The 11,774-nt window shown below is 73.2% G+C and carries 10 protein-coding genes; 4 read left to right on the plus strand and 6 right to left on the minus strand.

The features are described from left to right. The first annotated feature begins 36 nt into the window (after window positions 1–36). Window positions 37–1,008 (plus strand): DUF4349 domain-containing protein, encoded by a 972-nt coding sequence (locus tag ACNKF0_RS18020; protein ID WP_416954218.1) that lies wholly within the window; start codon window positions 37–39, stop codon window positions 1,006–1,008. A 13-nt stretch (window positions 1,009–1,021) separates the two neighbouring features. On the opposite strand, the gene hemE is transcribed toward ACNKF0_RS18020, so the two are convergent. Then, complete coding sequence (gene hemE, locus ACNKF0_RS18025; RefSeq protein WP_416954219.1) at window positions 1,022–2,068, minus strand: uroporphyrinogen decarboxylase; 1,047 nt, start codon at window positions 2,066–2,068, stop codon at window positions 1,022–1,024. 71 nt (window positions 2,069–2,139) lie between these two features. Here hemE and ACNKF0_RS18030 point away from each other — a divergent pair, with 71 nt between their 5' ends. Together ACNKF0_RS18030 and ACNKF0_RS18035 are read left to right on the plus strand one after the other, a co-directional pair. Beyond that, window positions 2,140–2,760 (plus strand): DUF3000 domain-containing protein, encoded by a 621-nt coding sequence (locus tag ACNKF0_RS18030; RefSeq protein WP_299925838.1) that lies wholly within the window; start codon window positions 2,140–2,142, stop codon window positions 2,758–2,760. A gap of 4 nt (window positions 2,761–2,764) precedes the next feature. After that, on the plus strand, window positions 2,765–4,111 hold the full coding sequence (locus ACNKF0_RS18035) for a ribonuclease D (protein ID WP_416954220.1): 1,347 nt from the start codon (window positions 2,765–2,767) through the stop codon (window positions 4,109–4,111). A gap of 27 nt (window positions 4,112–4,138) precedes the next feature. Here ACNKF0_RS18035 and ACNKF0_RS18040 read toward each other — a convergent pair whose 3' ends face one another. The 5 genes from ACNKF0_RS18040 to ACNKF0_RS18060 form a co-directional block, all read right to left on the minus strand. Beyond that, window positions 4,139–5,542 (minus strand): extracellular solute-binding protein, encoded by a 1,404-nt coding sequence (locus ACNKF0_RS18040; protein ID WP_299925842.1) that lies wholly within the window; start codon window positions 5,540–5,542, stop codon window positions 4,139–4,141. Between the two features lie 9 nt (window positions 5,543–5,551). Beyond that, complete coding sequence (locus ACNKF0_RS18045) at window positions 5,552–6,040, minus strand: type II toxin-antitoxin system PemK/MazF family toxin (RefSeq protein WP_416954221.1); 489 nt, start codon at window positions 6,038–6,040, stop codon at window positions 5,552–5,554. A 140-nt stretch (window positions 6,041–6,180) separates the two neighbouring features. After that, the gene (locus tag ACNKF0_RS18050; RefSeq protein WP_416954222.1) at window positions 6,181–6,777 is read right to left on the minus strand and encodes a hypothetical protein; all 597 of its coding nucleotides are present in this window, start codon (window positions 6,775–6,777) and stop codon (window positions 6,181–6,183) included. A gap of 55 nt (window positions 6,778–6,832) precedes the next feature. Continuing rightward, window positions 6,833–10,717 (minus strand): ATP-dependent RNA helicase HrpA, encoded by a 3,885-nt coding sequence (gene hrpA / locus ACNKF0_RS18055; protein ID WP_416954223.1) that lies wholly within the window; start codon window positions 10,715–10,717, stop codon window positions 6,833–6,835. 39 nt (window positions 10,718–10,756) lie between these two features. Then, window positions 10,757–11,203 carry a hypothetical protein gene (locus ACNKF0_RS18060; RefSeq protein ID WP_416954224.1) on the minus strand — a complete coding sequence of 149 codons (447 nt, stop codon included), beginning with the start codon at window positions 11,201–11,203 and terminating at the stop codon, window positions 10,757–10,759. Between the two features lie 163 nt (window positions 11,204–11,366). On the opposite strand from ACNKF0_RS18060, the gene ACNKF0_RS18065 reads away from it, so the two are divergent. After that, window positions 11,367–11,774, plus strand: a complete 408-nt coding sequence (locus ACNKF0_RS18065; protein ID WP_416954225.1) for a YciI family protein — start codon at window positions 11,367–11,369, stop codon at window positions 11,772–11,774.

An 11,774-nucleotide genomic window follows, 5' to 3' on the forward strand; every position in this document is an offset into this window, starting at 1 on the left:
CGGAACCGGCGCCCGTCGCGGCGGCGTCGGACGGCCATGACCCTCACCGCGACCCGCTCCCGCACCGCGGGACTCCTCACCGGACTCGTCACCGCCCTCACCATGACGGCCCTCCTGGCCGCCTGCTCCTCCAGCGACAGCGACAGCGGCGGCGACGCCGTCTCCGGGGAGGCGTCGAGCGAGACGTCCAGCGACTCCGGGGGCAGCTCGGCCGACAGCTCGGCGGACACCTCGTCCGGGGCGGACCGGTCAGCCCCGCAGGGCGACGACTCCGGCGCCGCCGACGGCCCGACCACGCCGGAGATGCAGCGGTCGGTCATCTCCAGCGGGACCGTCTCGCTCGCGGGCGAGGACGTCCGTGAGACCCGCCGCGACGTGCAGCGCGTCGTCGACGCGCAGGGTGGTGAGATCACCGACGAGACCACCGAGACCGACTCCGACGGCGACACCTCCTACGCGCGGATGGTCGTGCGCGTGCCGAGCGCGAAGTTCGGGGAGACGATGTCGGCGCTCGAGCAGGTCGGGGTGCTCCGCTCGTCCGACCGCGGCTCGGAGGACGTGACCACCCAGGTCATCGACAACGGCGCCCGCGTCCGCGCCCAGGAGGCCAGCCTGCGCCGGGTCGAGCTGCTGCTCGCCGACGCCCGCGACCTCAAGGACGTCATCTGGATCGAGTCCCAGCTCACCGGCCGGCAGGCCGAGCTCGACTCGCTGAAGTCGCAGCAGTCGTGGCTGGCCGACCAGACGTCGCTGTCGACCATCACCGTCGACATCTCCACCCAGCAGGTCGTCGAGGACGAGCCCGAGGAGGAGCGGCCCACGGGCTTCCTCGCCGGGCTCGACGGCGGCTCGAAGGCCCTCGGTGCGGTGGTGACGGTGCTGTCCACCGTCCTCGGCGCGCTCCTGCCCTTCGCGGCGGTGGCCCTGGTGCTCGGGCTGCCGGTCTGGCTCGTCGTACGACGCCGCCGCACTCCCGCGCCGCGGGTGGCGGCCGACAGCACCGAGTGAGCGGTGACGCCGATCAGCAGCCGTGCACGAAGTCGGTCAGCGCCGCGAGCTGACCCGGGTCCGTCGAAGGGATGACACCGTGGCCGAGGTTGAAGATGTGGCCCTTGGCGGCGCGGCCGGCCTCGATGATCTCGGCCGCCCGGGCGGTCATCACCTCGGTGGGCGCGAAGACCAGGGTCGGGTCGAGGTTGCCCTGCACGACCCGGTCGCCGACGAGCGGGATCGCCTGCTCCAGCGGCGTACGCCAGTCGACACCGACCACGTCGGCGCCGGCCTCGCCCATCAGGCCGAGCAGGTTGCTGGTGCCGACACCGAAGTGGATCCGCGGCACCCCGAGCTCGCCGGCCGCGGACAGCACCCGCTCGGAGTGCGGCATGACGGAGGCGCGGTAGTCGGCAGGCGTGAGGGCACCGGCCCAGGAGTCGAAGAGCTGCACGGCAGAGGCGCCCGCCTCGACCTGGATGCGGAGGTAGGTGGAGGCGATCCCGGCGATCTTGCGCATCAGCGCGTCCCACACGTCGGGAGCGCCGAACATCATCGCCTTGGTCTTCGCGTGCTCCTTCGACGGACCGCCCTCGACGAGGTAGGAGGCGACGGTGAAGGGCGCGCCGGCGAAGCCGATGAGCGGCGTCGCGCCGAGCTCGGCGACGAGCTGGCGCACCGCCTGGGAGATGAACGGCACGTGCTCGGGCGTCAGGTCGGGAATCGCCTCCACGTCGGCGAGGGTGCGCACCGGCGAGGCGACGACCGGCCCGACGCCCGGCTTGATGTCGAGGTCCACGCCGACCGCCTTCAGCGGCAGCACGATGTCGGAGAAGAAGATCGCCGCGTCCACGCCGTAGCGGCGCACGGGCTGCAGGGTGATCTCGGTGACCAGGTCGGCGTCCATGCAGGACTCCAGCATCCCGATGCCCTCGCGGACCTTGAGGTACTCCGGGAGCGAACGACCCGCCTGCCGCATGTACCAGACCGGGGTGTGGGACGGGACCTCCCCGCGTGCCGCCGCGAGGAAGGGGCTCTGGGCCAGTCCGGGATGGGGCGTGGGTACGGCGTCGGTCACCCGCGAATCTTCGCAGGTCAGGCGGCGTGGCGGCACATCGGCAGAGCCGGGCGCTGGCCTACTCTGACCTCATGGTGGCCCGTCACGAGACCCACCCGGGCAGTGCTGCCGCGGCTGGGCCCGCGGAGTTCCGCGCGGCTGTGGAGTCGATGCGTCGGGCCTCGCTGCGCCCGGAGGTCTTCTGCGAGGAGATGCCCGCGCCCCAGCGCATCGCGCCCTGGTCGTCGGCGCTCAGCGGTGACGTCACGGTCGACGAGGAGGACCTCGGCACCGGTCGCCTGATCCTGCTGCACGACCCCGCCGGCAACGACGCGTGGGACGGCACGTTCCGCTGCGTGGCCTACGCGCGCGCCGACATCGACCCCGAGCTCGGCGCCGACCCGATGCTCGCCGCCGTCGGCTGGTCGTGGCTGGTCGAGGCGCTCGACGCCCACGGCGCCGGCCACCACGCGGCCTCCGGCACGGTCACCTGCGTCACCACCGAGAGCTTCGGCGGGATGGCCGACGAGGACGGCTCCGCCCAGGTCGAGATCCGTGCCTCGTGGACGCCCGACGTCGACGAGGACGGCGGGCTCGACATGACCGCCCACGTCGAGGCGTGGGGCGAGCTGATGTGCACGGCCGTCGGCCTGCCCCCGGTGCCCGAGGGCGTCACGGCCATCCCCAGCCGACGCGGACAGCGCGGCACCTGACCCGATGCCCGACATCGCTGACCACTCCCCCGACGGCGGGCCCGAGCCCGACGCCGCTCCTGACGCCGTGGCCGACAACGCTCTCGACGCCGCTCCCGACGCCGCTCCCGACGCCGCTCCCGACGTTGAACCCGAGGCGCCGCCCGCCCCACTCCTCGAGCTGCGCGACGGCCTCCCCGACGTCGTCGACACCGACGCCGGCCTGCTCGAGGCGTGCGCCGCGCTGGCGGGCGCGACCGGACCGACCGCCATCGACGCCGAGCGGGCCTCGGGCTACCGCTACTCCAACCGCGCCTACCTCATCCAGCTGCGCCGCGAGGGCGCCGGCACGTGGCTCGTCGACCCCATCGGCATGTCGACGCTGGCACCCCTGCAGGAGGCCCTCGCCGGCTCCGAGTGGATCCTCCACGCCGCCACCCAGGACCTCCCCTGCCTGCGCGAGGTCGGCCTCACCCCGACCAGCCTGTTCGACACCGAGCTCGCCGGACGCCTGCTGGGCTACCCCCGCGTCGGGTTGGCCACGCTGGTGGAGACGGTGCTGGGCCAGCGGATGCGCAAGGAGCACTCGGCCGCCGACTGGTCCACCCGCCCGCTGCCGGAGTCGTGGCTGGAGTACGCCGCACTCGACGTCGAGGTGCTCCTCGAGCTCCGCGAGCACATGGCCACCGAGCTCGAGCGGGCCGGCAAGACCGAGTGGGCCCGCCAGGAGTTCGAGAACCTGCTGGGCTTCGAGCCGGCCGTGCGGGTCGACGCGTGGCGTCGTACGTCCGGCGTGCACCGGCTGCGCGGCCGCCGCGCCCTCGGCGCTGCCCGGGCGCTGTGGGAGGCGCGCGACGAGATCGCCGCCGAGCGCGACGTCACACCGGGGAGGATCCTGCCCGACTCCGCGATCGTGGTCGCCGCGACGGCCATGCCCACCGACCGCCGCGCGCTGCTCGCCACCCAGGGCTTCCACGGTCGAGGCGCCAGCCGCTACGCCGCGACCTGGGTCGAGGCCCTGCGCCGGGTCCGCGAGATGGACGAGGACGACCTGCCCACCCGGGCTCCCCGCGGCGAGGGCCCCCCGCACCCGCGCACCTGGGCCGAGCGCGAACCGGTCGCCGACCGCCGCTTCAAGGCCGCCCGCGAGGCGATGCTCAACCTCGCCGAGGTGCACCACCTGCCGGTGGAGAACCTGCTCACCCCCGACTACCTCCGGCGGCTGATGTGGGCGCCCCCGGCGACCCGTGAGCCGGCCGAGCTGGCCGAGGCCGTCCGTGCCCAGCTGGCGTCGTACGGCGCCCGCGCCTGGCAGGCCGAGCTGGTCACCGGCGCGCTGGTGGGCGCGATCCTCGGGGCCGAGCGGGAGTAAGGCCGGAGCAGGCCGGGGCAGGTCCGCCTACTCCGACGGGGACTCCGTCGGCTCCGGGGTCTCGGTCTCGGTCTCCTCGGGGGACAGGATGGTCCGCGAGACCTCGTCGATCTGCTCCGTCGTCGTCTCGAGGTCGAGCACCCCGGGCGCGGTGACGAGCTGGTCCAGCAGCGGCGTCACGGCATCGACCAGCTCCTCGCGCTGGTCGATGAAGGGCGGCACGACCATGTAGCGGATGCTCGAGTTGAACGCGGCCGCGTTGGCGGGCTCCTGGCCGGGCGCGAGGAAGTCGTCGGAGGCGGCGACCGAGGTGTTGGCCGGGACGATGTAGCCCGTCGAGGCCACGGTCGCGATGGCCTCGTCGGAGACGGCGTAGGCGATGAAGTCGGCGGCGTCGCCGGTGACCTCGGAGTCCGCGGACAGGCACAGTCCGCTGATGTCACCCACCGTGGCGCGGTCGTCGATGACGGGCATCGGCAGGACGTCGAAGTCGAGGTCCTCGGCCTCGCGCATCTCCGGCACGAGGTTGCGGAAGCCGGCGACCATCGCGAGCTCGCCGCGCTTGAACAGCTGCACCGGCGTCGCGCGCGCGAGCTGGGCGTTGGTCGGCGTGAGCGTGGCGTTGCGCAGGATGGCGAGGGTCTCGCTGAGCGCCTCGCGCGTCGAGTCGTCACTGAAGGCGAGCGACGTGGGCGCGTCGTCGTCGTCGAAGACCTGCCCGCCACCGGAGTAGATGAAGGGCGCCAGGCCCTGCAGCGTCGGGTCGATCCAGACCCCGCGGCGGTCACCGCGGCGCGAGGCGAACTGCGCGGCGGCGCCGAACTCCGCGAGGGTCCACCGCTCGCGGACGCCCTCGTCGTTGGCGGTCGGCACGTCGTACTCCCGACGCTCCATCTTGTCGAAGTCGACGACGTCGGTGTTGTAGTAGATGACCATCGGGGACACCGAGTAGGCCATGCACTGGAGCTCGTCGTCCATGGCGAAGGCGTCGACGGCGTCGCGCGAGAAGCGGTCCCCGAAGTCGACGCCCCGCTCGTCGAGCAGCAGGCTCACCGGCTGGAGCGCCTCGGCGTCGACGAGCTGGTCGAGGTCGATGCGCGAGGTGAGGAAGGCGTCCGGGGCGTTGCCGGCGAGCACGTCCTCGAGCGCCGACTCGTGGTCGGGCCACGACTGCAGGGTGACCTTGCGGGTCGTGGACTCGGCGTTGAAGGAGTCCACGACGCTCTGGAAGGCCGCGACCTCCTCCTCGGTGCCGTAGGCGCCGAAGGTGACCTCGCGCGGCTTCTCGGTCGGCTTGCCGGACTGACCGGCGCTCGGCGACGGGGTCGGCTGCGGGTCGGGCTCGGCGTCCCCGGTGCACGCAGCCGTCGTCAGCGCGACCGTGAGGGCCGTCGCGAGCAGGGCACTGCGGCGCAAGGAGGAGCGAGACACGGCCAGACCCTATCGGGAGAGACCACGCCGAGCCTCCACGACGGACGTGAAGATCGTCTCGTCGAGCGCGGCCCCCTCCCGTCGTACGGCGCCGCGCTCGAGGCGGACCAGTCGGTCGAGCCGCACCTCGCTGGGCCGGCCCTGGGAGTCCCAGCCGCCGGTGCCGACGTCCATCCAGTACCGGCCCCACCGGGCCTCGTCCTCGGCGTCGCGGTCGTGGTCCTGGCTGCTGAGCATCAGCCCGACCCAGCCGTCGTCCGGCCCGTCCCCCGCGGTGTCGAGGACCAGCACGGGCCGGTCCTTGCCCTGGCTCGGGTCGTCCTCGTAGGGCACCCACGCCCACACGACCTCGCCGGGGTCGGGCTCGCCGTCGATCTCGGGGGCGTACGACGCCCCGGCCGCGGTGCCGCTCGGGGGCGTGCTCCCGGTGCTGCTCGGGGTGCTGCTCGGGGTCGAGGAGCCGGAGAAGAACGCGCTGATGCGCTTGGCGATGCTCACCCGGCGAGCCTAGTGGCGGACCGGGCGGGTGAGTGAGTGCGCCGGACCGGGAGCGCCTCACGGCGCGTGGCCGCTCGTAGCGGCTTATTTTGGGACCCGGGGCTGCCACAGCCCGGCGCACTCACGGACATTTTAACGCCTCAGGCGAGCGTGTCCCTGATTTCCACCTGTCCGGCTGCCTCGAGCTGCTCCGACAGGGCGAGCATCCGGGTGATCTCCTGGTGCGTGGCGCTGCCGAGGGTCGCGCGACCAGCCGCGACGATGCGGGCGAAGGCGGCGGCGCGGAAGAGGGTGACCGCGAAGTCGCCCCGGGTGATCCCGCGCAGCACCTCGTCGACCATCCGGCGCAGCTCGTCGGGACCGGGCGGGTCGGCCACCCCGGCGACGACGCGGGCGACGTCGACGCGGCGCTGCCCGGCCTCGTAGTCGACGGCGACCCGCTCCGGGTCGGCGTGCACCCACGAGCGCAGCAGGAACAGCCGCCACAGGCTCCCCGCGAGCGTGTCGGCGGGGGCACCCGACCACACCTCGGCAAGGGTCTCGAGCCCCTCGGTCTCAGCGAGGTGGACCACGCGCTCGGCGAGCTCGGGGTCGTCGGACGCGCGGGCGCCGCGCACGAGCACGGTCGCGGCGAGGTCACCGGCCTCGCGCACCTGCGCGGGGTCGGCGCCGCCCACGATGTCGGCGAAGAACCCGTCGCCGGGCGTCATCGGGCGGTGGTGCTGGCGGCCGGTCACCGCTCCACCCTAGGTCGAGTGCGCAGCCTGGTGGCGACCACTACCGCGGGCGCACTCAACCGGTGCGCGCCATCACCTTGCGGATCCGCTGGTCGCTGACCTTGGTGGCCGTGCCGAGCTGCTGGGCGAAGAGCGAGACGCGGTACTCCTCCAGCAGCCACCGCGCGTCGCGCAGGTGCTGCGGCACGGGCTGCCCGTCGGGGACCGCGGCGACGGCGTGCAGCCACGCCTCCTGCAGGCCGGCGAGCTGGTCCATCAGCTGGCGGTCACGGGCGACCTGGCCGTCGAGCCGCTCGCGGCGGTGGGTCACGGCGGAGAGGTAGCGCGGGTAGTCACGCAGCCGACGGACGCCCGCCTCCCCCACGAAGCCGGGCGCCATCAGGCGGCCGACCTGCGCGCGCATGTCGGTCAGGGCCGGAAGGGTCACCAGGTCGGCCCGCCCGGAGATCGCCTTGTCGGTGGTGCGCCAGGCCTCCAGCACCCGCATCACGTCGTGCACCGCAGGCCCCAGCCCCGACGCGACGGCCTCGCGGGAGGCGGTCACCACGTCGTCGTACGCCGCCTCGTCCCGCACGGTCGGCCGCTGGTCGACGACCTCGCCGACGATGCCGGCGCGCAGGTCGTCGAGGAGGTCGGCCACCGACGGGTACGGCGACCCCACGAGGGCCAGCTTGGCGCGCTGGTCGAGGCCCGCGGCGGCGAGCACATCGTCCACCGGGGCGGCCGGACCGAGCGCGAGGAGCACCAGACGACGTACGCCGAGGCGGTGCTGCGCGGCGGCCTCGTCGGCCGTCGCGAGCACCTGCAGGCCGACGGTCGTCCCCTCATCGACGAGGGCCGGGAAGCCCCGGACCTCGTGGCCGGCGCGGCGCTGGACGAAGGACTCCTCGACGGTGCCGAAGGTCCACGCGGTCTGGCCCGTCGCGGTGACGCCCGAGTCGGACGCGACGTCGGCCATCGCCTGCTCGAAGGTCGGCCGCAGCGGCTCCTTGAGTGCGTCGAGGTCCTTGCCGCGACCGGCCTCGGCGCCCTCCTCGGTGACCACCCGGTAGGTCGGGCGGAGGTGGGCCGGCACCTTGGACCAGTCCCACGCCTCGCGCGGGACGACGAGGCTCCGGGTGCTCCGTGCGAAGCGCTCGAGGGCGTCCAGCAGCGGCTCCGCCCCGGGCGGGGTCGCGGCGAGGAACTCGCGGGCGGTGTTGGGCGCGGGCACCATCGCGACGCGGAGGTTCTTGGGCAGCGAGCGGATCAGCTCGGTGACCAGCTCCTCGCGCAGGCCGGGCACCAGCCAGGAGAAGTCGTCGGCCTCGATGCGGTTGAGCGTCGCGACCGGGACGTCGATGGTCAGGCCGTCGTCGGCGGCACCGGGCTCGAAGTGGTAGCTGATCGGGAAGGTCAGCCCCGCCTCGTCGGAGTCCTGCCACGCCGTGGGGAAGTCGGTGGCCCGTACGTCGTCGGCCGTGTCGTGGGTCAGCATCGCCGGGTCGAAGGTGAGCAGGTCGGGCTTCTTCTGCCGCGCGCGCTTCCACCACTGGTCGAAGTGCTGCCCGCTCACCACGTCGGCGCCGACGCGGGCGTCGTAGAACTCGAAGAGCGTCTCCTCGTCGACGACGATGTCGCGGCGCCGGGCGCGGTGCTCGAGCTCCTCGGCCTCCTCGAGGAGGCGGGTGTTCTCGGCGAGGAACCGGTGCCGGGAGTCCCACTCGCGCTGCACGAGGGCGTGGCGGATGAAGAGCTCGCGGGCCAGGGCTGCGTCGATGCGGCCGTACTGCACGAGGCGGTCGGCGACCAGCGGGACGCCGTAGAGGGTGACCCGCTCGCGCGCCATCACCGCGGCGCGCTTGCGCGACCAGTGCGGCTCGGAGTAGCTGCGCTTGACCAGGTGCGCGCCGAGGCGCTCGGCCCACTCGGCCTTGATGGCGGCGTTCTGCCGGGCCCACAGCCGCGAGGTCTCGACGAGCTCGGCGCTCATCAGGAAGTCGGGGTTGCGCCCCTTGAGGACGCTGCCGGGGAAGACCGCGAAGCGGGCGTTGCGGGCGCCGAGGTACTCGCGCATCGGACGCCGCTCCCCCGGCTTGCCCTTGTCGCGCTCCTCGAGCGCGCCGACGTGGCTGAGCAGGCCGGAGAGCAGGGCCTGGTGGATGCCGTCCTCGTCGGGGGTGTCGGACGGGTGCCCGACGTGGAGCTTCATCTCCTTGGCGACCTGGCGCAGCTGGGACTCGTAGTCCTGCCACTCGCGGATCCGCAGGTAGTTGAGGTGCTCGCGCTTGCACATCCGCCGGAAGGCGCTCGACGAGAGCTCCTTCTGCTGCTGCTTGAGGTGGCGCCACAGGTTGAGCCAGGTGAGGAAGTCGCTGGTCTCGTGCTTGAAGCGGGCGTGCAGCTGGTCGGCCTGTGCCCGCTGCTCCTCCGGCCGCTCGCGCGGGTCCTGGATGGACAGGGCCGCGGCGATGACGAGCACGTCGCGCAGGCAACCGAGGCGCTCGGCCTCGAGGATCATCCGGCCGAGCCGCGGGTCGATCGGGAGCCGGGCGAGGCGCCTGCCGACGTCGGTGAGGCGGACGCCCTTCCCCCGCTGGTCGAGGAGGGCGCCCTGGCGCCCGTCACGAGACCCGGGTCTCGTGACAGGACTTCGTCCTTCCTCGACCACCGACTGAACCGCGCCGAGCTCCTCGAGCAGGTCGGTGCCGGCCTTGACGTTGCGGCGGTCGGGCGGCTCGACGAAGGGGAAGCGGGCGATGTCGCCGAGCCGGAGGGAGGCCATCTGGAGGATGACGCTGGCGAGGTTGGTGCGGAGGATCTCCGGGTCGGTGAACTCCGGCCGTGCCTCGAAGTCCTCTTCGGAGTAGAGCCGGATCGCGATGCCCTCGGACACGCGGCCGCAGCGCCCGGACCGCTGGTTGGCCGAGGCCTGGCTGATCGGCTCGATCGGCAGGCGCTGCACCTTGGTGCGCACCGAGTAGCGGCTGATCCGCGCGACGCCGGTGTCGACGACGTACCGGATGCCGGGCACCGTCAGCGACGTCTCGGCGACGTTGGTGGCGAGCACGACGCGGCGCACCAGTGAGGAGTGGCTGGAGAAGACCTTGTGCTGGTCGGCCGCGCTCAGGCGGGAGTAGAGCGGCACGACCTCGAGCCGGTCGCCCCGTCCCGATGAGCCCTGCAGCGCGTCGAACGCGTCGGCGGTGTCGCGGATCTCCCGCTCGCCCGGCAGGAAGACCAGCACGTCGCCGGGTCCCTCGGCCGACAGCTCGCGCACGGCGTCGAGGATCGCCTCGGTCTGGTCACGCTGGACCGGCTCGCCCTCCTCGTCGTTCTCGGGCAGCTCGAGGAGCGGGCGGTAGCGGACTTCAACGGGATACGTACGTCCCGAGACCTCGACCACGGGCGCCTTGAAGTGGGCGGCGAAGCGGTCGACGTCGATCGTCGCGCTGGTGATGATGACCTTGAGGTCGGGCCGGCGCGGCAGCAGGCGCCTGAGGTAGCCCAGCAGGAAGTCGATGTTGAGGCTCCGCTCGTGGGCCTCGTCGATGATGATCGTGTCGTACTTGCGCAGGTCGCGGTCGCGCTGCAGCTCCGCGAGCAGGATGCCGTCGGTCATCAGCTTGACCCGGCTGGCGCGGCTGGTGCGGTCGGTGAAGCGGACCTGGTAGCCCACGACGTCGCCGAGCTCGGTGCCCAGCTCCTCGGCGATCCGCTCCGCCACGGACCGGGCGGCGATGCGCCGCGGCTGGGTGTGGCCGATCAGCTTGCCGCCGTCGGCCGACCCGAGCCCGCGGCCCAGCTCGAGGCAGATCTTCGGCAGCTGGGTGGTCTTTCCCGACCCGGTCTCGCCGGCGACGATGACGACCTGGTGGTCACGGATGGCAGTGGCGATGTCCTCGCGGCGCGCGGAGACCGGGAGCTCGGCCGGGTAGGTGATCTTCACAACGGGCGCCATTCTCGCCCACCGCGGCAACCGGGTTTTCGCTGGCCCGGGTCACGAGGCCGAGCCCTCGTCGTCCTCGGGCGCGGTGGTGGGCGGCAGCTGGCCCGGTACGCCGCGGGGACCGCCGCGCATCCCGTCACGACCACCCGGACCGCGGTCGTCGTCGCGCTGCACCCAGCCGCCGCGGTCGCCCGGACCGTCGTCGGTCACGGCCTGGACGGTCGCCAGGCCGAGGCCGCCGACGATGATCCCGGCGAGGGCCGAGGCGATCAGCGCACCGAGGCTGTAGGCGCGCTGGCCGTCCGACTGCCGGGCGGCCCGGAAGCGCTCCCGGAACCCGCGTCGTCCGGACCCGGTCGCGACGGGTGCGTCGGCCGCGTCGGCCGCGTCGGCCGCGTCGTCGGACGGCGGCGGGGTGGGCACCGCGGACTGCGCGCCTGCGGGCCGCACGGGCTGGGTCTCGTCGTGGCTCTCGGGCCGGGGCGTGTCGTCGCTCATGGCTCGAGCCTCGGCCGGTTTGCTGTGGACGACCTGTGCGCCGCCCGTGAGGCTGCCAAGACATCCCGGAAGAGATCCGCCCCACCATGTCGAGAACCGCTCGACGGCTCCGTCCCCGGGGTGGACGCGGCCACAATGGGCCGCACGTGAAAGGAGATCCGAGATGCCGAAGTACCTGCTCCTCAAGCACTACCGCGGTGCCCCCGCCGGCGTGAACGACGTCCCGATGGACCAGTGGACGCCCGGGGAGGTCGATGACCATATCCAGTACATGGACGACTTCGCCAACCGGTTGCGCGAGACCGGGGAATTCGTCGACGGCCAGGCCCTGGCGCCCGAGGGCATGTGGGTGCGTCACGACGGCCCCGGCAAGCCACCGGCCGTGGACGGGCCCTTCGCGGAGACCAAGGACCTGATCGCCGGCTGGATGGCGATCGACGTCGAGAGCAAGGAGCGGGCGATCGAGCTCGCCGGTGAGCTGTCCGCCGCCCCCGGCCACGGAGGGAAGCCGATCCACGAGTGGCTCGAGGTGCGACCGTTCCTGCAGCACCACTCCGAGACCATCGAGTGA

Source organism: Nocardioides sp. T5, assembly GCF_048161455.1.
GTDB lineage: Bacteria > Actinomycetota > Actinomycetes > Propionibacteriales > Nocardioidaceae > Nocardioides.

Excerpts from the sequence above, each read along its gene's own strand:
- ACNKF0_RS18060 (WP_416954224.1), bottom strand. The coding sequence starts at position 11,203 with ATGAGCGACGACACGCCCCGGCCCGAGAGCCACGACGAGACCCAGCCC.
- ACNKF0_RS18030 (WP_299925838.1), top strand. The coding sequence starts at position 2,140 with ATGGTGGCCCGTCACGAGACCCACCCGGGCAGTGCTGCCGCGGCTGGG.
- ACNKF0_RS18065 (WP_416954225.1), top strand. The coding sequence starts at position 11,367 with ATGCCGAAGTACCTGCTCCTCAAGCACTACCGCGGTGCCCCCGCCGGC.
- hrpA (WP_416954223.1), bottom strand. The coding sequence starts at position 10,717 with ATGGCGCCCGTTGTGAAGATCACCTACCCGGCCGAGCTCCCGGTCTCC.
- ACNKF0_RS18020 (WP_416954218.1), top strand. The coding sequence starts at position 37 with ATGACCCTCACCGCGACCCGCTCCCGCACCGCGGGACTCCTCACCGGA.
- ACNKF0_RS18035 (WP_416954220.1), top strand. The coding sequence starts at position 2,765 with ATGCCCGACATCGCTGACCACTCCCCCGACGGCGGGCCCGAGCCCGAC.